At 71.1% G+C, this 24,085-nt stretch carries 21 protein-coding genes and 1 pseudogene; 15 read left to right on the top strand and 7 right to left on the bottom strand.

What is annotated here, in order from left to right:
- Positions 1 to 148 precede the first annotated feature (148 nt).
- Complete coding sequence (locus A3IC_RS0118845; RefSeq protein ID WP_026218436.1) at positions 149 to 1,063, top strand: SDR family oxidoreductase; 915 nt, start codon at positions 149 to 151, stop codon at positions 1,061 to 1,063.
- Positions 1,064 to 1,144: 81 nt separating this feature from the next.
- Here the strand turns inward: A3IC_RS0118845 and A3IC_RS0118850 are convergent, their stop codons facing one another.
- Together A3IC_RS0118850 and A3IC_RS0118855 are read right to left on the bottom strand one after the other, a co-directional pair.
- Complete coding sequence (locus tag A3IC_RS0118850) at positions 1,145 to 1,678, bottom strand: putative immunity protein (RefSeq protein ID WP_026218437.1); 534 nt, start codon at positions 1,676 to 1,678, stop codon at positions 1,145 to 1,147.
- Between the two features lie 228 nt (positions 1,679 to 1,906).
- Positions 1,907 to 2,653 carry a hypothetical protein gene (locus A3IC_RS0118855; protein ID WP_158696002.1) on the bottom strand — a complete coding sequence of 249 codons (747 nt, stop codon included), beginning with the start codon at positions 2,651 to 2,653 and terminating at the stop codon, positions 1,907 to 1,909.
- A 223-nt stretch (positions 2,654 to 2,876) separates the two neighbouring features.
- Here A3IC_RS0118855 and A3IC_RS0118860 point away from each other — a divergent pair.
- Positions 2,877 to 3,443: pseudogene (locus A3IC_RS0118860) on the top strand (YihY/virulence factor BrkB family protein); the annotation flags it as partial.
- A gap of 172 nt (positions 3,444 to 3,615) precedes the next feature.
- Here the strand turns inward: A3IC_RS0118860 and A3IC_RS0118865 are convergent.
- The gene (locus A3IC_RS0118865; RefSeq protein WP_020551611.1) at positions 3,616 to 5,178 is read right to left on the bottom strand and encodes an FAD-binding oxidoreductase; all 1,563 of its coding nucleotides are present in this window, start codon (positions 5,176 to 5,178) and stop codon (positions 3,616 to 3,618) included.
- A 250-nt stretch (positions 5,179 to 5,428) separates the two neighbouring features.
- Between A3IC_RS0118865 and A3IC_RS0118870 the strand changes: the two genes are divergently transcribed.
- Genes A3IC_RS0118870 through A3IC_RS0118880 form a run of 3 tightly spaced genes read left to right on the top strand, consistent with a single transcriptional unit; the run spans position 5,429 to position 8,525 of the window.
- Positions 5,429 to 6,496 (top strand): tartrate dehydrogenase, encoded by a 1,068-nt coding sequence (locus A3IC_RS0118870; protein ID WP_020551612.1) that lies wholly within the window; start codon positions 5,429 to 5,431, stop codon positions 6,494 to 6,496.
- Positions 6,493 to 7,401: an alpha/beta fold hydrolase gene (locus tag A3IC_RS0118875; RefSeq protein ID WP_020551613.1), complete on the top strand. Its 909-nt coding sequence runs from the start codon at positions 6,493 to 6,495 to the stop codon at positions 7,399 to 7,401. The genes A3IC_RS0118870 and A3IC_RS0118875 overlap by 4 nt, the downstream gene beginning before the upstream one ends.
- A complete protein-coding gene (locus A3IC_RS0118880; protein WP_020551614.1) occupies positions 7,398 to 8,525 on the top strand; it encodes a M20 family metallopeptidase in 1,128 nt (375 codons plus the stop codon). The genes A3IC_RS0118875 and A3IC_RS0118880 overlap by 4 nt, the downstream gene beginning before the upstream one ends.
- A gap of 36 nt (positions 8,526 to 8,561) precedes the next feature.
- On the opposite strand, the gene A3IC_RS0118885 is transcribed toward A3IC_RS0118880, so the two are convergent.
- The gene (locus A3IC_RS0118885) at positions 8,562 to 9,320 is read right to left on the bottom strand and encodes a TetR/AcrR family transcriptional regulator (RefSeq protein ID WP_020551615.1); all 759 of its coding nucleotides are present in this window, start codon (positions 9,318 to 9,320) and stop codon (positions 8,562 to 8,564) included.
- 186 nt (positions 9,321 to 9,506) lie between these two features.
- On the opposite strand from A3IC_RS0118885, the gene A3IC_RS0118890 reads away from it, so the two are divergent.
- From A3IC_RS0118890 to A3IC_RS0118920, 7 genes are read left to right on the top strand one after another with little or no spacing between them, the layout of a single operon-like run.
- Entirely contained in the window at positions 9,507 to 11,225 is a 1,719-nt protein-coding gene (locus A3IC_RS0118890) for a peptide ABC transporter substrate-binding protein (RefSeq protein WP_079026527.1), read from the top strand.
- Positions 11,226 to 11,256: 31 nt separating this feature from the next.
- Positions 11,257 to 12,225: an ABC transporter permease gene (locus A3IC_RS0118895; protein WP_020551617.1), complete on the top strand. Its 969-nt coding sequence runs from the start codon at positions 11,257 to 11,259 to the stop codon at positions 12,223 to 12,225.
- A complete protein-coding gene (locus A3IC_RS0118900) occupies positions 12,222 to 13,154 on the top strand; it encodes an ABC transporter permease (RefSeq protein ID WP_020551618.1) in 933 nt (310 codons plus the stop codon). Before A3IC_RS0118895 ends, A3IC_RS0118900 begins: the two co-directional genes overlap by 4 nt.
- Positions 13,154 to 14,152: an ABC transporter ATP-binding protein gene (locus A3IC_RS0118905; protein ID WP_020551619.1), complete on the top strand. Its 999-nt coding sequence runs from the start codon at positions 13,154 to 13,156 to the stop codon at positions 14,150 to 14,152. Before A3IC_RS0118900 ends, A3IC_RS0118905 begins: the two co-directional genes overlap by 1 nt.
- Positions 14,149 to 15,159 (top strand): ABC transporter ATP-binding protein, encoded by a 1,011-nt coding sequence (locus A3IC_RS0118910; protein WP_020551620.1) that lies wholly within the window; start codon positions 14,149 to 14,151, stop codon positions 15,157 to 15,159. Before A3IC_RS0118905 ends, A3IC_RS0118910 begins: the two co-directional genes overlap by 4 nt.
- Positions 15,156 to 17,033 (top strand): prolyl oligopeptidase family serine peptidase, encoded by a 1,878-nt coding sequence (locus A3IC_RS0118915; RefSeq protein ID WP_020551621.1) that lies wholly within the window; start codon positions 15,156 to 15,158, stop codon positions 17,031 to 17,033. Before A3IC_RS0118910 ends, A3IC_RS0118915 begins: the two co-directional genes overlap by 4 nt.
- Positions 17,030 to 18,280: a glycerate kinase gene (locus A3IC_RS0118920; protein WP_020551622.1), complete on the top strand. Its 1,251-nt coding sequence runs from the start codon at positions 17,030 to 17,032 to the stop codon at positions 18,278 to 18,280. Before A3IC_RS0118915 ends, A3IC_RS0118920 begins: the two co-directional genes overlap by 4 nt.
- A 222-nt stretch (positions 18,281 to 18,502) precedes the next feature.
- On the opposite strand, the gene A3IC_RS0118925 is transcribed toward A3IC_RS0118920, so the two are convergent.
- Positions 18,503 to 19,567, bottom strand: a complete 1,065-nt coding sequence (locus tag A3IC_RS0118925) for an NAD(P)/FAD-dependent oxidoreductase (RefSeq protein WP_020551623.1) — start codon at positions 19,565 to 19,567, stop codon at positions 18,503 to 18,505.
- 96 nt (positions 19,568 to 19,663) lie between these two features.
- Positions 19,664 to 20,500 carry an AraC family transcriptional regulator gene (locus A3IC_RS0118930; protein ID WP_020551624.1) on the bottom strand — a complete coding sequence of 279 codons (837 nt, stop codon included), beginning with the start codon at positions 20,498 to 20,500 and terminating at the stop codon, positions 19,664 to 19,666.
- A gap of 154 nt (positions 20,501 to 20,654) precedes the next feature.
- On the opposite strand from A3IC_RS0118930, the gene A3IC_RS0118935 reads away from it, so the two are divergent.
- On the top strand, positions 20,655 to 22,010 hold the full coding sequence (locus tag A3IC_RS0118935; RefSeq protein WP_020551625.1) for an MFS transporter: 1,356 nt from the start codon (positions 20,655 to 20,657) through the stop codon (positions 22,008 to 22,010).
- Positions 22,011 to 22,127: 117 nt separating this feature from the next.
- Here A3IC_RS0118935 and A3IC_RS0118940 read toward each other — a convergent pair whose 3' ends face one another.
- Positions 22,128 to 22,526, bottom strand: coding sequence for a VOC family protein (locus A3IC_RS0118940; RefSeq protein ID WP_026218441.1), 399 nt, complete (start codon positions 22,524 to 22,526; stop codon positions 22,128 to 22,130).
- An 89-nt stretch (positions 22,527 to 22,615) separates the two neighbouring features.
- Between A3IC_RS0118940 and A3IC_RS0118945 the strand changes: the two genes are divergently transcribed.
- On the top strand, positions 22,616 to 23,617 hold the full coding sequence (locus A3IC_RS0118945) for a helix-turn-helix transcriptional regulator (RefSeq protein ID WP_020551627.1): 1,002 nt from the start codon (positions 22,616 to 22,618) through the stop codon (positions 23,615 to 23,617).
- Positions 23,614 to 24,051: a hypothetical protein gene (locus tag A3IC_RS0118950; RefSeq protein WP_020551628.1), complete on the top strand. Its 438-nt coding sequence runs from the start codon at positions 23,614 to 23,616 to the stop codon at positions 24,049 to 24,051. Before A3IC_RS0118945 ends, A3IC_RS0118950 begins: the two co-directional genes overlap by 4 nt.
- Positions 24,052 to 24,085 lie beyond the last annotated feature (34 nt).

Raw genomic sequence — 24,085 nt, forward strand, 5'->3', positions numbered from 1 at the left:
AACGCGGACGTGATCTGCGTTACACGGAGTCCCGGAGGTATCACTTCCGGTAACAGATGGCGAATAGCGGCCGAAATCGCCACGGGCGAGGCCGGGACGGAAACATCCCTGACACACCCCGTCAGGGATCGTCGGCATGATCGTCCGCATGACCAACACATTGACGGGCAAGGTGGCACTGGTCGCGGGCGCGACGCGCGGCGCCGGGCGGGGAATCGCCACGCAGTTGGGCGCGGCGGGGGCCACCGTGTATGTGACCGGCCGCAGTACGCGGGCCGAGCGTTCCGAGATCGACCGGGACGAGACGATCGAAGAGACCGCCGAACGCGTCACCGCGGCGGGCGGACGCGGCATCGCCGTGCAGGTGGACCACTTGGATCCGCGGCAGGTCGCCGCCCTCATCGCGCGCATCGACCGTGACCACGGCCGCCTCGACGTGCTGGTGAACAACATCTGGGGCGGCGAACTGCTCTTCGGGTGGGACGAGAAACTGTGGGAGCACTCGCTCGACAAGGGCCTGCGCATCCTGCGCCTGGCGATCGACACCCACATCATCACCAGCCACCACGCGATCCCTGTGATGATCCGCGAACCGGGCGCCCTCGTCGTCGAGATCACCGACGGCACCGCGCAGTACAACGCCGAGAACTACCGCATCTCGCTCTTCTACGACCTCGCCAAGACCTCGGTGAACCGCCTCGCCTTCGCGCAGTCGAAGGAACTCGCCGAACACGGCGCAACCGCACTGTCGCTGACCCCGGGCTGGATGCGCTCGGAGATCATGCTCGACCTGTTCGGCGTCACCGAGGACACCTGGCGCGACGCACTCGGCAAGGAGCCACACTTCGCCATCTCGGAGAGCCCGGCCTACGTCGGACGAGCCGTCGCGGCCCTGGCCGCGGATCCCGAACGGGCCCGCTGGAACGGCCGGTCCCTCTCCAGCGGACGACTCGCGCACGAGTACGGCTTCACCGACCTCGACGGCAGCCGCCCCGACGCATGGCGCTACATCGTCGAAGTCCAGGACGCCGGCAAGCCCGCCGACACCACCGGCTACCGCTGACCACGCCCCGCCGAGCCCGCCGCCGACGCCGACCGGCGGCGCCGGCTCGATGCCGCAGGCGGGTGACCGGATCGATCGCCGTCAGGCGCGGAGGGCGGAGTCGAGGTCGCGAATGAACTCGCCCACGCGCCCGCCCCCGGAGGGCGCGGCGGGCAGCCGGGCGAGCACCGCGGTGACCGCTGCCGGTGCGTGGCACCGCGCCCAGTCCAGGGTTTCGGCGGCGGCCCGGCCGCCTTCCTCGGATGCCTGCTCCTGCGCCCTCGCCGCATGCGCCGCCGCACCGAGAATGTGCTTCACCTGATGAGCGCTCGCCTTGGGATGCAGGAACGCGGCGGCGGCCGCGTGGCTCGCCGCTCGCGCAGCGTCGACCGCTGCGGGTGCGGAGACTTCCTGTGCCGCCTTGTACGCGGCCCACGCGCTCTGCCGCAGAGCCCCCGTGCGCCGGCCGCCCGCGGCAAAGGCGTCCGCCGCGGCGATGGCGTCGCGTGGGCGCGCATCGACGGGAACGCTCTGTTCGAAGATCGCCAGCACCCTGCGCGCACAATCGGCGGCATAGCCCGCGATCCCACGAAGTTCGTCTTCGCTCAGTTCTATCGTCTCTGACTCGCTCGGCACGCCCCCATCCTGCCGCAACCCCCAAAAAGATCGAGCCGTATCCCACCCCCGCCGCGCCCAGGGCGTGTTCGCCCACGCGCGGATCCGACCCCCACGCCCCCCGCGCCGTGCCGGGGGGTGGGTTCATCCGATCAGGAAGCGCAGCCGCAGCTGGCGACGGCTCGGCCGGTGCCGCCGATGATGATCGGGATACCGGGTGTGCCGATTGTCCTCACGGACGGTCGCCGGTCACAGCGCGGGGCCGGGCGCCATGCCGAGGTTGGGGAGTTCGACGACGAGATCGCGCGCAGGCGCCTTGATGTCGACGGGGCGGTCGTACTCCGTCCAGGTCAACGTGATGGCTCCGTCGTCCGGCGCGGCATCGTTGGAGATCGCCCGGAAGGGCAACGCCGGGCCGTCGGCCGGGATATATATCCGCGCGGCATCGTCCGCTTCGCTCTCCGCGATCACCACCATGTGACGACCCTCGACAAAGGTGTCCGCACGCCGGTCGGCGTCCGCCAGTTCGTTCACGAACTTGCGGGGATTGACCGACCCGACCGTCTTCGCCATCTTCGAACGCACCGGGTCGTCGGCCGCCGCCCGCCCGTACTTGCCGTCCAACGCGGCCACGAGGTCGGCCCGGTCGGGCCCGAGGTGCCGCTGCCAATAGGCGCGCGAAGCCTTGACGTAGAGGTCCCCACCGACGCTGATCATCTCGATGGGATGGCCCGCCCCGTTCCCGCTGCTCGTGAAGTCGCCGGTCCGCATGTCCAGATGCACATCGACGCTTCCGTTCCTGGGGCCGCCCCGAACATCGGAGACCCGGACGTAGCGAACACCGTCCACTGCCTTGGTCATCCGCTCGTGCAGCGCCTCGTCGCCCAGTCCCGACAGATTCGCGGAGGTCGCATCGGCCAGGTCCACGGCCGCCGAACACCCCGTCATCAGCGCCATTCCCGTCGCCGCCGCCGCCACCCGCACAGCCCGACCCACGCGTGCCATCGAAGCCCCGATCCATTCTGCCCCGACCCCACCGACCGTGACCACATACATGATCCAGGGGTGCCCTCGACGCGTGCGCGCGGGGCGGCCGCGGCACGACGTTCGCGATGCTCCTCATGCTGCTTCGCGGCCACCGTTGCGGCGCGTTGGACCCGGCGACCGAATCCCCTCCGCGTCGAGTGCTGCATTCGCGACCGTCGGGCAGAAGCCGTCCATGGGCACAGCGATAAAGGTTCCGCAGACGCGGGACATGAGGGGCGAGGAACTGTCCGCGGACGAGGCGTGGGCGACGCTGCGCCGGTACGGCGGATGGAAGTTGGTCAGGAACGCGTTCGTCCGCTTTCGGTACGCGGACGGGTTCACCCATTCCCGCGCGCTCGCACTGCAGACGGTGCTGTCCGTGGTCCCGTTGGTGATCGCCGTCGTCGGACTCTCGCGGGTCCTGTACACCGACAAATTCGGCCGGTTCGTCTCCACCGCGCTCGGTCGGCTGTCCACGGGCCCGAGTTCGACCGTGGTGCGGGAGACCCTGCGCGACGCGGGTGAGGGCAGCGCGGTCGCACTGACCCTGGGGCTGGTGTTCTCGCTGGTCAACGTCGCGACGGCGATGAGCCAGATCGAGCGGGGCGCGAACCGGATCTACGGCGTCGAGCGTGACCGTCCGTTCGTCCGCAAGTACGGCCGCGCCGCGGTGATGACCATGGTGGTGGGCGTCCCGATCGGCCTCGGCGTCGTGTTGACCGTGGCCGGCCGCGACATGGTCGGAGCCGCCGCCCAACTCGAGGCCGTCCGCGCCCACTTGACCGAACCGGTGCAACCGGATCCAGGTGCCTGAGGTCCCGGCACCCGAGGTCCCGGCGCACTGCCCCGCTCGCGTGCGCGGACCCTACCGGGCACACGCACCGAAGCGGGCCGGGGCGGGCCGGGCCGGCCCCGGCGACCTCGATGGACCTTCAACGGGCCGATGACGCCGACGCCGTGGCCCGCGCCACCGACTGGGGGAACGCGAACACCCGGTCCGGGTCGTAGTGTCGCGACACCGCCTTCAGTCGTGACAGGTTCTCGCCGTAGTAGGCGGTACCCCAGTTCGGCAGGTTCGCGTCGATGTAATTGACGTACGCGCCCGCCGCGCCGAGTTTTGCGAGCCCGTCCCGGACCGCGTCCACCGCGGCCGTGGCCGCCGCCTTCCCGGCGAGTGTGGTGCTCGCGTAGATCTGCGCGGTGGCGAGCGCCGAGCGGTGTGGAAAGGCCGTCGCGTCGGGGGCGAGTCGCGAGACCGCGCCGCCCATCGAGTCCAGCAGCAGGTCCATCCCGGCGCGTCCGGCCATCAGCCGCACCACCCCCTGCGCGTCCAGTGGAGCGGTCAGCACCCGGGAGACGGCGACGAAGGCCGCTCGCGGCAGCCGCCCGCCCTCGAATGTCGGGTGGCACTGCGCGATGGTGTCGTTCGCACAGCCGGCCATGTACTTCATCGTGTCCAGATAGCTCTTGCCCAGCACGGTGCGCGCGGTCGGCTGCGTCGAGGCGGCGGCGATCAGCCGATCCAGAAGCGGATTCAGCCCGCCCGCGGCCCCGACGTAGCAGCCGCCCACCCGGCAGGTGGGCGGCGTGCCGCCGGAGACCACGCAGTTCGACCACAGCTCCGGCGGCGCGTCCGCGACCCACTCCTGCCAGGCCCCGACGACCGAGGCGGCCGAGCCGGCCGGGAAGCGCAGCGAGAAGACGGTGAGCGCGGGCGCGGGCTCGGTACGGAAGGTGAACCGGGTGACCACGCCGAAGTTGCCGCCGCCCCCGCCGCGGAGTGCCCAGTACAGATCCGGCTCGGAGTACTCGGAGGCGGTGAGCACCCGCGAGTCGGCGGTGACCACCTCGGCCGAGACCAGCCGATCGCAGGTCAGTCCGTACTTGCGGGTCAGCACCCCGATCCCGCCGCCCAGGGCCAGCCCGCTGACCCCCACCGTCGGGCAGGAGCCGGCCGGCATCAGTCGCCCGGCCTGTGCCAGCGCCGCGTAGACCTCGATCAACCGGGCTCCCGCCCCGACGCGCACCGTCCCGTCGGACCGCACTTGGACCTGCGCCATCGGCCGCAGGTCCATCACCAGTCCGGCGTCGGGCACGCTGTAGCCGAGGTAGCTGTGCCCTCCGCTGCGCGCGGCGATCGGCACCCCGTGCCCACGCGCCGCGTCCAGGCAACTCTGTACATCCGCCGCGGAGGCACAGCGAGCCACCGCCGCCGGCAGTTGGTCGTCGTACAGCTCGTTGTATCCGAGCCGGGCCACGCCGTACCCCTGGTCCTCCGGCAACAGCAGCCGTCCCTCCAGCCGTGCCCTCAACGCCGACCAGTCCGGCGGCGCGGCCGGCGACCCGGGTACCCGCTGTCCGGCGATGCCTCGCGTCGGCCGCTTGTCGAACGCCGGCAGGATCGATGCCACGCCCCGGGCCAGCCCTCCTGCCGTCACCACCGTCGCGCCGCCGACGCCCAGCGCAGCCAGAAACCGCCGTCGATCGATCGTCATGTGCTCACATCTCCTGGCGACCCATGCGCACCGCGTGCCGGCCACGCAGCCCTGCATCGGTGCCATCGTCACCCGGTGATCGCCCGACGGCGCGCTGGCTTGCGCCCATCGGTGGACGCGAACTCTCGCCCGCGCGGTCCACGCGAACGCCCCCGTCCTCGCCGACGCGAGCGACATCCGTCCGGCTATAGCAATTCATCGTGGCTATCTCATAGGCTAGGTGCGTTGCTAACGGATGACGGGAGCTCAGGTGCGCACGTATCGGATCGCGGCGATCCCCGGCGACGGCATCGGTCGGGAGACCGTGCCGGCCGCTCGGCGGGTCCTCGACGCACTGTCCGCGACACACGGATTCGAACTGCTGTGGACGGAACACCCCTGGGGGTGCGCGTTCCACGCCGAGACCGGCGCGATGATGCCGGTCGACGGCATCGAACAGCTGCGCGGTGCCGACGCGATCCTGCTCGGCGCGGTCGGCACGCCGGAAGTACCCGACCATGTGTCCCTGTGGGGGCTGCTGATCCCGATCAGGCGGGAGTTCGACCAGTTCGTCTCGCTGCGACCGGTGCGTTCGCTGCGCGGGGTCCGCGGGCCGTTGCGCGACGAGCGAGCGTTCGACCTGGTGGTGGTGCGGGAGAACACCGAGGGCGAGTACGGCGAGATCGGCGGCCGGCTCTACCGTGGCCGTCCCCACGAACTCGCGGTGCAGGAGGCCGTCTTCACGCGACTGGGCGTCGAGCGGATCGCCCGCTACGCCTTCGGGCTGGCCCGCACCCGCTCGGGCCGGCTGGCCTCGGCCACCAAGTCGAACGGCATCGTGCACACCATGCCGTTCTGGGACGAGGTGGTGGCCGAGGTCGCCGCCGACTTCCCCGACGTCGAGTTGACGTCGTACCACGTCGACGCCCTGGCCGCGCTGCTCGTCCTGGACCCCACGCGCTTCGACGTGATCGTGGCCTCCAACCTCTTCGGCGACATCCTCAGCGACCTGACCGCCGCTCTGGCCGGGAGCATCGGCGTCGCGCCGTGCGGCAACATCGACCCCACTCGGCGCGGGCCCTCGATGTTCGAGCCGATCCACGGCTCCGCGCCCGACATCGTCGGCACCGGTACGGCCAACCCGATCGGCCAGATCTGGTCCTGCGCCCTGATGCTGGAGCATCTGGGCGAGGCGGCGGCGGCCGGGCGACTCGTCCAGGCGATGGACCGGGTGATCGCCGCCGGTTCGGTCACCCCGGACCTCGGCGGCACGCTGTCGACGGATCAGGTGTGCGACGCCTTCATCGAGGAGCTGCGCCGGCCCGGGACGATGGCGTGAACCCGCTTCTGCCGGGCCTGCGGCGCGTGGAGTCGTCCCGCGACGGTGTCCGGATCAACGCACTCGTCGGGGGCGAGGGTCCTGCGATCCTGCTGCTCCACGGCTACCCGCAGACCTCGGCCATGTGGCACCGGGTCGCCCCCGAACTTGTCGCGGCGGGCCACACTGTCGTCCTGGCGGACCTGCGCGGCTACGGAGACAGCGACAAACCCGGCGACACCCCGTCCCACGACCCCTACAGCAAGCGGGTCATGGCGGCCGACCAGGTGTCGCTCATGGAGTCGCTGGGCTTCCCGCGCTTCGCGGTGGTCGGTCACGACCGGGGCGCGCGGGTGGCCCACCGGATGGCGCTGGACTCTCCCGAGCGAGTGCGGGCCGTGGCGGTCCTGGACGTCGTGCCGACGCTGCACATGTTCGAGAACGTGGACCGGGCGATGGCCTCCGACTACTTCCACTGGTTCTTCCTCTCGCTGGAGTCCGAGCTGCCCGAGCGGCTGATCCTGGCGGACACCGAGGCATGGCTGCGCAGCCGGTTCGCCGGTCGCCACGCCGGCGGACGGGCCCTCGACGAGGCGGCGATGGCCGAGTACGCGCGCTGCTTCGACCCCGCCACGGTCCGCGCCTCGTGCGCCGATTACCGGGCCGCGGCCGGCATCGACCTGGTGCACGACCGGTGGGACCGCGATCAGGGTCGCCGGGTCGAGGCGCCACTGCTCGCACTGTGGGGGACGCACAGCTACGTGGGGCGCAACTTCGACGTGCCGCGCGTCTGGACGTCCCATGCGAGCCACGTCGACGCGGCAGCGATCGCCGCCGACCACTACCTGTGCGAGGAGGCGCCCCACGAGGTGGCGCACGCCCTGGCCGCGTTCTGTAGGCACACCGAATCGGGAGAGTCCCGTTGAACACTTCCCGCGACGTCGACACCGCCCGCTCCCTGCGTCGGCTGCGGCAACTGGTCGAGTTGGAGACGCCGTCCGGCCACGTACCGGGGCTGGACGCGCTCTACGAGTTGCTGGCCTCGTGGTCGAACGGCCTGCTGGGCAGGGCCGAACGCGTGGTCAGGGACGGGGTGCCGCACCTGTACGTGCACGAGCGGGTGAGCGACCCGGCCAGGGCTCCGGTGTTGCTGCTCGGCCATGCCGACACCGTCTGGCCGCTGGGCACACTGGCCGAGCGCCCGTTCACCGCGGTGGACGGCCGGGCGACCGGGCCGGGGGTGTTCGACATGAAGGCGGGCCTGGTGACGGCGCTGGACGCGCTGGAGTTGACCGGCGGCGCCGACGACGTGCGGATGCTGGTCACCGGCGACGAGGAGCGGGGCTCACCCACCTCGCGCGCGTTGGTCGAGGAGGCGGCGGCCGGCTGCCGCGCGGTGCTGGTGCTGGAGCCCGGTCTGGACGGGGCCCTCAAGACGGCTCGCAAGGGCGTGGCGCTGTATCGGCTGGGCGTGCGCGGACGCGCGGCCCACGCCGGGCTGGAGCCGGAGCTCGGGGTCAACGCCCTGGTGGAGTTGGCACACCAGGTGCTCGCGATCAGCGTGCTCGGCGATACCGGTCGGGGCACGACGGTGACGCCCACCGTCGGCCGAGCCGGGACCACGACCAACACCGTGCCCGAGTCGGCGTGGGTCGAGGTCGACGTACGGGCCTGGGAGCGGCAGGAGTTGCAGCGGGTCGAGGAGGCCCTGAGCGTCCTGTGCGCTCGGCTGCCGGGGGCCGGAGTCGAACTGGCGGGGGGCATCAACCGGCCTCCGCTGGAACGCGGGATGTCGGTGCAACTCCTGCTGGCCGCACAGCGGCTGGCCCGGGAGCAGGGGCTGGCCGCGATCGGGGAGGCCCGGGTCGGCGGCGGCTCCGACGGCAACTTCACCGCCGGGCTGGGCGTTCCCACTCTGGACGGACTCGGCCCGGCGGGTGCCGGCGCGCATGCCCGGCACGAGTGGGTGGACCTGGGCTCCCTTCCGGAGCGCGCGACGCTGGTGGCCGGGCTGATCCGGGCACCGGCCGTCACTCCGCCCGCCCGCTGAGCGCGGTCGTACCGACCGTGCGCCGACCGGTTCGGCTCACGTCCCCTTCGGCGCGGGCTTCGAACGCCGACCGGCCTGCTCGGCACGAGCCTCGATCGCGTCGAGGAGCAGGTCCACCGCCGTGTCGAAGACCTGCGGGTCGCCGATGTCCTTGAGCTGTCCGCTCATCGCGGCGATACGCGGGTACTGCTCGGCCGGCAGCCTGCGGTACTCCAACTGCCAGGCCAGGGTGTCGCCGTCGCGGGTCTCCGGGTCCAGGGCGGACATGCCCGCCTCCATGCTGGCGAGCGAGCGGACCACGTTGCCGAACACCCGCAGGTACATGGCCGCGTCCTCCTCGTCGAGGCCGGCGCGCAGCAGCGCGTCCAGGGCGAACTCGACGTTGGCGAACTCGGTGGGCCTGCGGGTGGTGCGCGCGGCCATCTGCACGGCGAACTGCGGGTAGCGCAGCAGGTGTTCGTGGACGTAGCGGGCCAACGTGCGCAGATCCTCGCGCCAGGAGTCGGTCGCCTCCAGCCGCCCGCCGTAGGAACGCGCCCGAAGGTCGTCGATCAACTCCAGGACCAACTGGTCCTTGTCGCGGAAGTGCCGGTAGAGCGACGTCGGGTGGGCGTTCACCTCTTTCGCGAGGGACTGGAACGTGAAGGAGTCGAGCCCGTCCCGTGCGGCGACCCGCTCGGCGGCCTCCAGGATGACCTGCCGGCTCAGGGTGTCGCGGGGAAGCCGACGGCGCCCTGGGCCCGTGCTGGTCTTGCCTGGAGCACCGGACGTGTCCTCGGCCTTCGGGACGCTCATGCGGATCCTTCCTGGGGAGTCGGCGCCGGTGGGCGCCGTGATACCGAGCCTGCCGGAGGCATGGCCACATTTCAAGTCAATCTCATTGGCTAACTCCTAGCCTAGGTGTATTGCTATGCCGTCCACGTCTCTTTACCCTTGATCATCGAGTCCCGGGGACATCCCGTACAGGGAAGGTCGAACACCATGATTCATGAACGAAGCGACCGGATACCGTCCAGAGCCGGAAAGCTGCGCACCCCCGTCGGAAGTGCCCTGGCGGCACTCGCCGTTCTCGTGGCCACCGGATGCACGTCGGGCGCGCCGGCGCTGGCGCCGGGAACCGCCATTCGCGATGTCCCGGTCAAGCAGGGCGGGAGCCTGGTCATCGGCGCCGAGCAGGAGCCGGACTGCGCGGACTGGATCTCCAGCTGCGCCGGCTCCATCTGGGGCACCTACCTCATGCAGGCCCAGACGATCCCGCAGGTCTTCACCGTCGCACCGCAGGGCAAGGACTGGGTCCCGGTCGCGTCCGACCTGATGGCCTCCACGCCCACCACCGCGATGGTGGACGGGCGGCAGACGATCACCTACCGACTCAACCCCGCCGCCGTCTGGTCCGACGGGCAACCGATCACCTCGGCCGACCTGAAGTACACCGCGCTGCAGATCCGCGACGGCAAGGACATCTTCACCCAGACCGGCTACGACCTCATCGACTCGATCTCCACCCCGGACGCGCGGACCGCGGTCCTCACCCTCAAGTCCCCCTATGCCAACTGGCGGCAGCTGTTCGGTGCCGAGTACGGGGTACTGCCGGCGCACCTGCTGGAGGGCAAGGACCGCAACGCGCTGATGAAGAACGGCTACACGTTCAGTGGCGGTCCCTGGAGGATTGCCTCCTGGGTCAGGGGCACCTCCGTCACCCTGGTCCCCAACGAGCGCTACTGGGGCCGCAAACCCCACCTGGACAAGGTGACGTTCCAGTTCACCACCGACACCGCCGCCGAGTTCCAGGCGTTCGCCAGCGGCCAGCTCGACGCCCTGTATCCGACGCCGCAGCTCGACGTGCTCGCCCAGATCAACTCGCTCGGCGGCAGCGCCGACATGCAGGTGGAGACCCGAACCGGGAACCTGCAGGCGCTGTGGATGAACAACTCCGCGTTCCCGTTCGACTCCGTTGCGGTCCGCCAGGCGCTCGCCCACTCGATCGACCGCGGCGCGATCGTGCGCAAGCTCTTCGGCTCGTTGGGCGTGACCGCGCCCGCGCAGAGTTTCCTGTCACCGTTGGTGTCCGCGTTCGCGGCCGAGGACTTCGCGGTCTACCAGCGCGACCTCGCCAAGGTCCAGCAGATCATGACCGCTGCCGGGTGGGCGAAGAACGGCGACGGGATCTGGTCCAAGGACGGCCGCGCCGCGCAGTTCACGATCGTCTCCCTCGCCGGCAACCAGAGCCGCGAACTCACCGAGCAGATCCTGCAGTCGCAACTGCGGCAGGCCGGTTTCAAGATGACGATCAAGAACACCAGCGCCGCGAACCTGTTCGGCAAGGTCGCCCCGGCCGGGGATTTCCAACTGGGACTGTGGACGTTGACCGACACCTTCCCCGAACCCACCCTGGACGCCACCTTCGGCTCGACGGCGATCCCCAGCGATGCCAACGGCAATTCCGGCATCAACTTCATCCGCGCGCAGGTGCCCGGCCTGGACTCGGTGCTCGGCCGGGTCGGCACCGAGGTCGACGAGACCTCTCGGCTGCAGGCCTCCCGCCAAGCCGAGAGGCTGATCGCCGACACCGTGCCGTCGCTGCCCCTGGGCGCGGTCCCCAACATCCTGCTGACCGGCAAGAAGGTCGGCGGCCCGATCGGCATCAATCCCGTCCAGGGCCCGTTCTGGAATCTCGCCGAATGGGGACTGGCGAAATGACCGGCGCCCGATCCCTCGCCGAGGACACCTCATGTTGAGATACACCGTGCGCCGTTTGGCCTACTCGCTGCCCGTGCTGGTGATCGCCTCCTTCATCCTGTTCTGGGCGGTCCGCGCCACCTTCGACCCGCTCGCCAAACTGCGCCAGTCCACCGACCCCGGCGCCGTGCGCCGGCAGACCGAGCTGCTCGGACTGGACCGCTCGGCGCCCGAGCAGTACCTGCTGTGGATGAAGGCATTCGTGACCGGGGACTGGGGCACCAGCACCAGGACCAGCGGGGCCGTGATGCCGATGATCGGTTCCGCGCTCGAAGTCACCCTGCAACTGATGTTCTGGGGAGTGCTGTTCGCCTCCGTGATCGCCCTGGGCATCGGCATCTACTCCGCGGCCCGCCAGTACTCGGCCGGGGACTACGTGCTCACCGGGCTCTCCTACGTGGGCATCGCGATGCCCGCGTTCTGGCTCGGCCTGGTCCTGATCCAACTCCTGGCGGTGTGGCCCAGGCAGCAATTCGGCCTGAGCGAACCCCCGTTGTACTTCGTCGGACTGCACTCGGTGGGCGAGAGCGGGATCAACCTCGACTACTTCCGCCATCTGGCGCTTCCCGTCGTCACGCTGACCATCGGCCTGGTCGCCAGTTGGTCCCGGTTCACTCGGACCTCCATGCTCGAGGCCCTCGCCGGCGACTACGTACGCACCGCCCGGGCAAAGGGTGTCCCACGCCGCCGCATCCTGTTCCGGCACGCCCTGCGCAACGCGCTCGCCCCGTTCGTCACCGTCGTGGCCCTCGACTCCGCCGCCCTGGTCGGCGGGCTGGTCGTCACCGAACAGATCTACGCGATCCCCGGCATGGGCCGGCTCTTCCTCAGCTCGATCCTGGCCGGCGACGTGTTCGTGCTGATCCCGTGGATGCTCGTGGTGGCCGTCGCCGTGATCGTCTTCAACCTACTGGCGGACGTGGCCTACGCGCTCCTGGACCCGAGGGTGGCCCTGCGATGAACGACTCCGCCGCACCTCGGATCGCCGCATCCACGACGTCGACCGTCCCGTCGCCCACACCGGCCAAGCCCGCACCAGCCAAGGACAAGCCCCGGCGCCGGATCGTGCTGGAGCGATTCCTGCGCCACCGCCTGGCCGTGGTGGGCCTGGTGATCCTGAGCGCGCTGGCGATCGCCTGCTTCGGCGCCCACTGGATCGCCCCGTACCCGCACAACCGACAGGACCTCCTGCTGGGTGCTCAACAGCCCTCCTCGGCCCACTGGTTGGGCACGGACGCGCTCGGCCGCGACTACCTCAGCGAGTTGCTGTTCGCCGGGCAGGTCTCACTGGCGGTCGGCATCTGCGTCGCCCTGTTGTCCACCGTCGTGGGCACGGCCGTCGGTGCGATCGCCGGATTCGCCGGCGGTTGGGCCGACGAAGTGATCATGCGGGTGACCGACCTGTTCCTGATCGTGCCCGCCATCGCCGTCCTGGCCCTGGCCCTGCAGGCACTGGGCCCCTCACCGGTGACCATCGTGCTGGTCCTGTCCGCGCTGGGTTGGACCATGATCGCCCGCGTCGTGCGCTCGCAGGTACTCACCCTGCGCAACAAGGAGTTCATCCAGGCGGCCCGGGTGATCGGCGCCTCGAACGCGCGGATCGTCGTGCGACACCTGCTGCCCAACCTGACCGGTGTCATCGCCGTCAACGTGTCCCTGGCGGTCGCCTCCGCCATCATCCTCGAATCCACCACCAGCTTCCTCGGGTTCGGCATCCAGCCGCCCCAGTCGAGCTGGGGCAACATGCTCAGCCAGGCCGCCGGGCTGATCGGCACCTCGCAGGCATACCTGCTCTACGTACCGGGCCTGGCGATCCTGATCACCGTGCTCGCGGTGAACTTCGTCGGCGACGGCCTGCGCGACGCCTTCGACCCCCAAGGAAGGCAGTGATGACCTCCGACACCACCCCCGTGCTGTCCGTGCGCGACCTCACCGTCACCTACCGGACCGACTCCGGTCCCGTGACCGCGGTCGAACGCCTGTCTTTCGACGTGGCCCCCGGCGAGACCCTGGGCATCGTCGGCGAGTCGGGCTCCGGCAAGAGCGCCGCCACCATGGCGATCATGGGCCTGCTCCCGCGCAACGCGACCGCCGAGGGATCGGTGCTCTTCCGCGGACGGGAACTGCTCGACCTCTCCGACCGGGAAATGCGGCCGATCCGCGGCAAACAACTCGCGGTGATCTTCCAGGACGCGCTCGCCGCGCTCAATCCGATGATGACCGTCGGGGCGCAGGTGGCCGAGGCTGTCAGCGTGCACGACGCGAGCCGGGGGAGCCAGGCCCTGCGGGAGCGCACCGTCGAACTCCTGGACCTGGTGGGCATCGCCTCCCCGCGGGACCGCGTCGACCAGTACCCGCACGAACTCTCCGGCGGCATGCGCCAGCGCGTCATGATCGCGATGGGCATCGCCAACGACCCCGCCCTGCTGATCGCCGACGAACCGACCACCGCCCTGGACGTGACCGTGCAGGCGCAGGTCCTCGACGTGATCGAACGTGTCCAGGAGCGCACCCACACCTCGGTCCTGCTGATCACCCACGACCTGGGCGTGGTCGCCGGCATCGCCGACCGCGTCATGGTCATGTACTGCGGACGCAAGCTCGAGGAAAGCCCGGTCGACTCGCTGTTCCACCATCCTGCCCACCCGTACACGACCGGCCTTTTGGGAGCACTGCCACGCATCGACCGGCGCGCCGAACGACTGGTGCAGATTCCCGGTCAGCCCCCGCTGCCGAGCGAGCGTCCCACCGGATGCCCGTTCCAGCCCCGCTGCCCGCATGTGGTTCCGTCGGTTTGCGGCGACGTCGACGCACCTCCCCTGGCCATCGACGCCACCCACACGACGGCCTGCGTGCGGTTCCACGAGATCGAGAGCGTGAAGCGATGACCACGACCGCAGTGGATGTCACCGGGCTGGTGGCGGAGTACCGGACCGGGCGCGGCCGCAACGCCGCCGTCGTGCAGGCCGTCTCGGGCGTGGACTTCGCCATCGCCCGCGGCCGCACGCTGGGCCTGGTCGGTGAGACCGGCTGCGGCAAGAGCACCCTCGGCCGCTGCCTGGTCCGCCTGGTCACCCCGGCCGGCGGCCGGGTCCTGCTCGACGGAACCGACATCACCACCGCGAACCGACGCGCCCTGTCCGGCATCCGACGACGGGTCCAACTCGTCTTCCAGGACCCCTACTCCTCCCTCAACCCGCAGATGAGCGTGCAGGCCATCCTCACCGAGCCGCTGCGCATCCACGGCCTGCACCCGGGGCACGAACGCGAGCGGGTACACGAACTGCTGGGCCTGGTCGGCCTCGATCCGGCACACGCCCACCGTTTCCCGCACCAGTTCTCCGGCGGGCAGCGCCAGCGCATCGGCATCGCCCGGGCGCTGGCCGTGGAACCCGACGTACTCGTCCTGGACGAACCGGTGAGCGCACTGGACGTCAGCGTCCAGGCCGGGGTGGTCAACCTGCTGGAGGACCTCCAGGAGCAGCTCGGGCTGACCTACCTGTTCATCGCCCACGACCTGTCCGTGGTTCGGCAGATCAGCGACGAGGTCGCGGTGATGTACCTCGGCCGGATCGTCGAACACGCCCCGGTGGACTCGCTGTTCGAGTCGGCACGGCACCCCTACACCCAGGCGCTGTTGTCGGCCGTGCCGATTCCCGACCCGCGCATCCAGCGCACCCGCAGGCGGATCGTGCTGGAGGGTGACATACCCGGTCCGCTGGACCCGCCTTCGGGCTGCCGCTTTCGCACCCGCTGCTGGAAGGCGCAGAACGTGTGCGCGGAAGTGACCCCGCCGCTCACCGAGACGGGCGCAGGACATCTGACGGCCTGTCACTTCGCCGAAGTCCTCCCGCAACCGGACGCCGACACCACCCCCGAGAGGATCGCTCCATGACCGTGTCCTGGCACCGCTTCTTCACCACCGACCGGATCCTGTCCATGCGACGCGGGCGAGGCGAGCGCGATCTCTGCCTGGTGGTCGAGGACACCGAGCAGGGCCCGACCCTCGCCCGCTGGGACGCGAAGCGAGGGAGCGGCCTGCCGCTTTCGGGCGACTTCGGCGACCCGGGCGAGGCGGTGCTCAGCGCGGACGGCGAGTGGGTGTTGAGCCTGCACGACGACAACGGCTCGGAAGTCGGACACGTGTGGGCGACCTCCGTGGACGGGGCCGACCGCCGCGACCTGACCCCCGCGCTCGCGCCCTACACGCTTCGGGGCATCGACACCGCCCGGCACGGCGATGGCGCCGTGATCACCGTCGCCGCCCCCGACGGCTTCAGCCTCTGGCACGTCCACAGTTCCGGGACGCCGGCGCCCAGTCGGCTGTTCACCTCGCCCCACGAGGCGTGGAACGGGCTGATCTCCGCCGACGGGCGGATCGCCAGTGTCGACACCACCGACCACAACCCCGGAGTGCGCCGCTTCGCCGTGACCGTGGTGACGACCGGCACGGGGGAGGTCCTGGGCTGCCTCACCGACGGGCCGAAGGCACCCGTGCGGGCGGTGCGGTTCTCCCCGGTGGACGGTGACGGTCGCCTGCTCGTGTCGACCGAGCGCACCGGCTTCGCCCGCCCCTGCGTCTGGGACCCCGCCGACGGCAGCCGGATCGACGTGGACGCCCCGCATCTGCACGGCGACCTGGTCGCCCTCGACTGGTCCGACGACGCTTCCCGGATCCTGCTGGTCCACGTCGACGACGGCCTGCACCACGTGATGGAGTTCGACCTGCGCAGCCGGGCGCTGACGGCGGTCCCCCATCCGGCCGGGGCGTACTTCGAGCCCGACGTGGCCGCGGCCCACCTGAACCAGTGGGCCTCGCACTACGCCGCCGACGGACGCATCCGCCTGCTCCACCAGCGCTTCGACCAGCCCCTGACGATCCTTCACGTCGACTGCTCGACGGGTGGGATCCCGACGGCCGATTTGCCGACTCCCGTACCGTCGGGCGTCCGCGCCACCTCGCTCACCGTGCACTCCACCGACGGCACCCCCTTGCAGTTGTGGGTGTGTCGACCTCCGCACGCCGAAGGGCCGCTTCCGCTGGTGCTGAACCTGCACGGTGGCCCGAACCTGGTCTCCGTCGACTCCTACAATCCGCAGGCACAGGCATGGGTCGCCTCGGGGGTGGCGTACGCGTCGCTGAACTACCGAGGCTCGGTCACCTTCGGCCGCCGGTTCCGTGAAGGGTTTCTCGGCTCCATCGGCGACCGGGAGCTGGAGGACATCGAGTCGGCGGTCCGGCGACTGACGGCCGACGGTGTCGCCGACGCCGGGCGAATCTTCATCACCGGTGCCTCCTACGGCGGCTTCCTGTCCCTGCTGTCCGTGGGTCGGCTGCCCCACCTGTTCGCGGGGGCGATGGCCTTCGTTCCGATGGCCGACTGGGTGACCGCCTATGACGACATGAACCCGGCCCTGCGCGCGGCCTGGAAGGCGTTCTTCGGAGCCGCCCCCGACCTCGACCCGGACCGCTACCGGCGCGCCTCGCCGATCACGTACGTGGGATCGGTGCGCGCCCCCGTATGGATCATGCAGGCCACCCACGACACCCGTACTCCGCCCAAGCAGGCGTACGCCTACGCGCAGGCCCTGCAACGCGCGGGCGGGGACGTCCGGATCGACTGGTTCAGTGGCGGTCACGAGACGAGCAGCCGCCGGCAGGAGATCGACGACCAGCAGCGGATGACGGACCTGGTGCAGGCCGCCCTGCGCGGTGAATCCTGGTCCCGGGGACCCGTCGAACCGCCGTCCGGACAAGGCCCGGCATGACCAAGGCTCGTCCCCTCCCGCAACCACGCGATCCCGTCCGCGGCGCCGCCGCCGAACCGGGCACTCGGTGGCAAGGCACACCCCTGCCGCATGTCCTGCTCGCCCCGGACAAGTTCAAGGGCTCGCTCGGCGCCGCGGAGGTGGCCCGCCATCTCGCCGCCGGACTGCGCCGCGCCCGCCCCGGTCTGTCGGTGACCGGTCTGCCCGTCGCCGACGGCGGCGAGGGCACCGTGGACGCCTTGGTCCACTCGGGCGGTTTCCGACGCCGCGTCGTCACCGTCGGTGGGCCCACCGGCCGGGCCGTCCGCGCCTCCTTTGCCCAACGTGGCACTACGGCCGTGGTGGAACTCGCCCAGAGTTCGGGACTGGGCCGGCTGCCCGACGGCATCCCGGCGCCGCTCACCGCGAGCAGCAGGGGCGCCGGCGAGGTCGTGCGCAAGGCGCTGGACACCGGTGCGCGCACCATCGTGCTGGGTCTGGGCGGCAGTGCCTGTACCGACGGGGGAGTGGGACTGCTCGGCGCGCTGGGAGCTCGGTTCACCGACGCCGGCGGGCGCGTGATACCCGACGGTGGCGCGGCCCTGCGCGGCCTCGCCGACGCCGACCTGTCCGGCCTCGACGCACGGCTGGCGGGCACCGAGTTCCTGCTCGCCACCGACGTCGACGCACCCTTGCTGGGACCCGGCGGGGCCGCGGCCGCGTACGGGCCGCAGAAGGGCGCCGGGCCGGAGGATGTCGCCGTACTGGAGGCCGGGCTCAGCCGATTGGTCGAGATCCTGGTGCCGGCCGTGGGCCCGGATGCCGCGCGCGTCGCGTCGCTGCCGGGCGCGGGGGCCGCCGGTGGCAGCGGCTTCGGCGCCCTGGCCTGCCTGGGCGCGCGCCGCCGGCTCGGCGTCGACGTCGTCCTCGACGCGGTGGGAATCGAACAGGAGCTGCGCGCGGCCACCCTGGTCGTCACCGGCGAGGGCTCCCTGGACCTGCAGACCCTCCAGGGCAAGGCCCCGCTGGGCGTTGCCCGCCGCGCCCGCCTCCACGGTGTTCCCGTCATCGCCGTGTGCGGACGCCTGACCCTGACCCGCGAGCAGGTCGCCGCAGCCGGTTTCCGAGCCGCCTACACCCTGGGCAGCCTCGAACCCGACCGGGAGCGCTCCATCGCCGCAGCAGCGCCGCTGCTGCGAACCATGGGGCGGCTGATCGCCCGCGAGCACCTGCCCGACCTCACCTCGCCCCCGGCAGGCGCGAGGTAGCGGGGTTCGCAAGGCCGGCACCACCGGCGTCCCGGGCCCGGCCACCGGGCCCGGGACGCCGCACGCGGTGCCGACGACGGGCGGCCCGGTGCCGATGCTCACCGCCGGCCTCCCGGTCGAACTCCTCGTCCCGTTCGGCCACCGGAGGAACGAGCCCACCCCCGGGCTCGCGGCACGCGAACCGTGGAGGACCCACCGAACCCATGGCAACTGCCGCCCGGGTCAAACACCCTGGCGACGCGGGATCTCCAGACCATGGCGGCGCTCGCCCAGCGTCCGCCGGGACACCTCCGCCTCCATCGCCGCGCCGAAGACGCCGCCGGCGCGGGCGGTGACCGCAGCCTTCGTGTCGGCGCCGATCAGGTCCATGTTGATCGCCGCCGCGACCTGCACACCCGACGCCGCAGCGACCGGGACGCCGGCCGCCAGGTCCGTGACGTTGCCCGCCGCCCACACTCCCTCGACGCCGGTGAACCCGCCCGGTTCGCAGACCAGTTGCACGCCCACCCCCATCGCATGTTCGGTGACCGCGAGGCCCAGCTCGGTGAGGAACCCGGCGCGCGCCACGAGCCGCGGCGCCACCACCAGGGCCTCCACCGGGACCGACCGGCCCGATGCCAGGCGCACGCCCGACAGCCGGTCCCGGTCGTCGACCTCCAGACCGCTGACCTCACCGTCGACCACATGGACGCCGAGTGCGGCCAGTTGCTCCCACTGCTCCTCGGTCGGATCGCCGCCGGTGTGCGCGAAAAGCGTCACGTCCGACGTCAACTGCCGGAACAGCAGCGCCTGATGGACCGCCATCGGACCGGTGGCCAGCACGCCCACGGCCGCATCGCGCACCTCCCAGCCGTGGCAGTACGGGCAGTGCAACACGTCGCGCCCCCACCGCTCCGCGAGCCCGGCGACATCGGGCAGCTCGTCCATCAGCCCCGTGGTCACCAGAACGCGCCGCGCCACCGCACGGCCGCCGTCCTCGGTCGTCACCACCAGACGCGCGCCCTCGCGACGCACCCCCGAGACCCGGCCGGACTCGACGCGCCCGCCGTAGGAGGCGACTTCCTCCCGCCCCAGCCGCAGCAGTTCCAAGGGCGCGGTCCCGTCCCGCGACAGGAGACCGTGCGCCGCTGCCGCCGGAGCGTTGCGCGGCTCACCCGCGTCGATCACCAGCACCGACCGGCGCACCCGCGCCAGGGTCAGCGCGGCCGACAGCCCCGCGACACCGCCCCCGACCACCACGACGTCCCACGCCCGACCATTCGCCTGCACCAACGTGTTCTCGCTCATGTCGTCCAGCCTGCGATCACGCCCGGCCGGACGGCAAACATTCATGCTGTTTCGGCAAAACATTCGTCGCCATCGACGGGTGATCGTCCGATGGGGTCAAGGCCGCGCGGCTCGTGGTCCGGGGGAGTCGGGGTCGGATGGGCCGGAGGCCGGCTCCTCGGTGGATGCGCCGGTCGTGGCGGTCCGGTGCGCCGCGCTTCGGTAGGCGCCGGGCGTGTGGCCCATGGTCTGGGCGAACGTGTCGATGAACGCGCTGGTCGTGGCCCAGCCGCAGCGGCGTGCCGTCCCGGTGACGGTGGCCCCCTCGGCCAGTTGGATCATGGCGTGGAAGACCCGCGTATTGGTTCGCCACCGGGGATAGGTCGTGCCGAACTCCGTGCGGAAGAGCCGGGTGAGGGTTCGCTCGCCGACGCCGACGTGACGGGCCAGCCAAGCCATGGTTCGAGGACGGCTCAGGTCCTCCTCGACCACCCGGCAGGCGTGGGCCAGTCGTGCGTCCCGCGCCGTCGGCAGGGTCAGAGGCCGGACGTGGGCTCGGCGCAGCCGATCGTTCAACACCGCCCGGAGTCGCCGCGACTCGGCTGCCGGCAGGTCCGGTTCGGTACAGGCGATGAAAAGTTCTCGAAGCAGAACGTCGACGGCCACAACCGTCGGCGCGTCGACGGGCAGGGGAGTGTCGTCCGACGCGAAGCCGAGGGTGTGCACGGAGCTGTGTCCGTAGACCCGGTGCTCGTGCCACATCCTCGCCGGGATCCAGACGGCACGGTCCGGGCAGGCCACCCAGGCTCCCCACTCGGTCCGGATGGCGAGAACTCCGGCGCTGACGTAGATGAGCTGGTGGTAGTCGTGCCGGTGGCGGTCGATCACCTCGCCGGCGGCGTGGGCATGGGCCGTCGAGGGCGTGACCGACGGCTGATGGCTGTTCTGCGACACAAGTAGGCAGATTAATGGAAGAAAGCCATCGGGTCTCATGGCAACGTAGCGTCATGAGCACAACACCGGGAGTTTCGCGTCGACGACGGCATCGGCCCTGCCCGTGGCCCGGGTCACCCGCCCACCACGGGACCGAGTCGGGGACGGCCGCCCGATGACAGCGACGAACGAGCCGAAGACCGCCAACGGCGTGGTCGCCCGCATGCGTCGCGCAGCCGTGGACACGCGTCCGCTCGCCGTTCCGGCCTATCGGCGCGTTCTGATCGGCCAGGGCGCCTCGTTGGTGGGAACGATGGTCACCGAGGTCACCGTCCCGGTCCAGATCTACTCCATGGCGCACTCGTCGTTGTACGTGGGCCTGGCCGGGCTCGCCGGATTCGTGCCCATCCTGGTATTCGGCCTGTACGGCGGCGCCATCGCCGATGTGGTCGATCGCCGCCTTCTGTGCCTGTGGTCCTCGCTCGTGACCTGGTCGGTGACGCTCGCCCTGCTGGCCCAGACGCTGTTGAACGCTCGATCGGAGGTACTCCTGCTCGTCCTGGTCGCCGTCCAGGGAGCCGGCTTCGCCACGGCCTCGTCGGCGCGCGGCGCCATCATCCCGCGCATCGTGCCGCACGAGATGATCCCCGCCGCCAACACGCTGAGCTTCACGGTGAGCAACATCGGACAGATCCTGGGGCCGCTCGTCGCGGGCGTTCTCCTCGCGTTCCCCCACGGGTTCGCCTACGCCTACGGCGCCGACGCGCTCCTGTTCACCGTGTCCCTCTATTCGACACTGCGACTGCCTCCCATCAAACCGGCGGGAGTCGCGGCCGGGACGGGGATGCTCGCCGTACTGGAGGGCCTGCGCTTCATCGGCGGCAGTCCGGTGCTTTTGATGTCGTTCGCCGTGGACATCGCCGCCATGGTGCTGGCCATGCCGAACGCCCTGTTCCCCGAGGCCGCCGCCACTCGCTTCCACGGGGGAATCGGGTTGCTCTACTCGGCGGTCGCCGTCGGATCCCTGCTGGCCGGTCTGTGCAGCGGGTGGATCGCGGGGGTGCGCCGTCAGGGAGTCGCGCTCATCCTCGCGGTGGTCGGCTGGGCAACCGCCATCATGCTGGCCGGCTTCACGCGCACACTCTGGCTGGCCGTCGTCTTCCTCATGCTCGCCGGTGCCGCCGATCTGGTGAGTGCCGTCTACCGCCAGACGATCCTGCAGACCCGGGCCCCGGACGAGATGCAAGGACGCATCCAGGGTGTCTTCACCGTCGTCGTCGCCGGCGGCCCCCGGCTCGGCGATCTTCGCGCGGGAGCCATGGCGACGGCCACGACCCTGGGCATCGCCTGGTCGGGCAGCGCCATGCTCTGCATCGTCCTGGTGATCGTCGGCGGTCTGGCCGTGCGCCCGTTCCGGTGCTACGAGGCACACACGATGAACGATCCGGCGGCGCGACGCCCCGAGAGCGCTCCGGCGACTCCCGGCCCGCCGGTCACCGCGGACGAGTCGCCCGCCGAACCCGCCCGGTAGTCCTCGTCGCGCGACGAGCCGCCAGGGCGTGTCACGCCGCGATCATGCTCGGTCCATCCGGCCTCCGGCAGGGTGCCGGCCGGGCCGAGGGCGGCCCCCGAGAGCCCCGGATCGACGTCAGCGGGCGAACTTCGCGATGGCGGCCGGGGTGACGGGGGTGAAGAAGTTGACGAGGTTGCCGTCCGGGTCGCGGAACAGGAGCGCGCGGTTGCCCCAGGGCATCGTGGTGGGCTCGGTGACGAAGTCCTCCACGAAGCCGGTCAGGTTTCGGTACACGCCGTCCACGTCGTCGACGAGAAACTCGATGATGACGCTGTGGTTGTCGGCCGGGCGGGCGGAGCCGGGCGCGAACAGGGGGACGGTACGGGTGCCGGCGATCGCGAGTGTCGCCGAATCGGTCCTGACCTCGGCGAAGTCCTCGGTTGCCCAGTTCGCCCGTACGCCGGTGGCGCGCTCGTAGAAGTCGACGAGGCGGGCCACATCGCCGGTGATGATGCGAATCGAGACGAAGTTCATGGTTTTCTCCTGATCGGTCGGTGCTCGGATCACACGCTACGATCGATACCGGACAGAATCCGCCCGGTATTCGCAGGAGACTTTCCGCCATGTCCCGACCCATCGCGCGCGTGCTCACCCTGCTGGAGCTCCTGCAGGCGGGAGGCATCCGGACCGTGGCCGAACTCGCCGACCGGCTCGACGTCGACGAGCGCACGGTGCGCCGGTACGTCGACCACCTGATCGACCTCGACGTACCCGTCGAGTCCGTGCGCGGTCGTTACGGCGGATACCGGCTGGCTTCCGGCTACCGCATGCCACCGCTCATGCTGAGCGACGACGAAGCGCTCGCCGTGCTGCTCGGCCTGGTCGCGGGTCGGCGCGCCGGTCTGATGACGGCCACCGGTACGGCGAGCGAGACGGCGGCGGCCAAGATCCGGCGCGTCCTGCCCGAGCGGCTCGGCCGCAGGCTCGACGCCGTGCTCGGCTCGGTGGCCTTCACCGCGCCGCCCGGCGAGCCGACCGCCCCGGAGAGCGCGGTCCTGCTCGCGATCGCGGACGCGGTGCGCCATCACCGGCCGATCTGGATCCGCTACACCGCCGCCGACGGCCGGCGCAGCGAACGCACGCTGCACCCGTATGGGCTCGTCGCCCACTCGGGCAGGTGGTACGTGACGGGCGCGGACCCCGCGGTGGGCGAGGAGCGGACGTTGCGGCTGGATCGCATCGCCGACGCCAGGGCCCTGCCCGGCGCGTTCGAGCCCCCCGCCGGGTTCGACCCGGCGGAGCGCGTCCTGACCGGGCTCGCCACCGTTCCGTACCGGCACGAGGTGACCGTGCTCGTGCGGGGGACGGCCGCGGAGATCCGCTCCCGGCTTCCCGCCGGCATCGCCATCGTGGCCGAGTCGCCGTCGGCGAGCGACCGGAAGGGGGATACGACGCCCTGGTGCCGGGTCGAGCTGCGGGTGGAACGACTCGACTGGCTGCCCGCCGTACTCGCGTCGCTGGACCGGCCGTTCGTCATCGAGCGGCCGGACGAACTCCGCGACCTGGTCGTGGAACTCGCCGACCGGCTCCGCCGATCGGCCCGGGAAAGCCCGCATCGCGCATGACACGGCGCACGTTCTCCGTGGTGCCGCCGCGGGAACTGATGGAGCCGATGAAGAGCCCGCGCGACGGGAGCGGCGGCGGCAGTCCGGCGCGCGAGGTCGGCGGCGCCACTGTCGATGGCGAGCAACTCGCCCGCACGGGGGCCGAGTTCACCGCGCGGTCGGAGCACGATGCGAGCGGCTTCGGCGGCGGCTGCCAGGCGGCCGTGGACCCGGCCCAGGCACGCTGCGCCGACGACGCCGACGCGGCGAAACCGGGGACCCGGGAGGCGTGGGTCACCGCGATGCGGGTCGGCTCCGCGCTGTTCGCCACCCTCCTCGCCGGTGAGGGGACCGTGTGCCGCCGGGTCGGCGGTTTCCGGCCGGCCCTCGACAACATGGAAGGACGACATTCGCCGCACCGGGCAACTTCCTTGCGTGGTAAACGATTTCGCTGAAAGTTAATGGTCTAGTCCACTTTGGTCCAGACCA

This window comes from Embleya scabrispora DSM 41855, from assembly GCF_000372745.1.
Taxonomy (GTDB): domain Bacteria; phylum Actinomycetota; class Actinomycetes; order Streptomycetales; family Streptomycetaceae; genus Embleya; species Embleya scabrispora.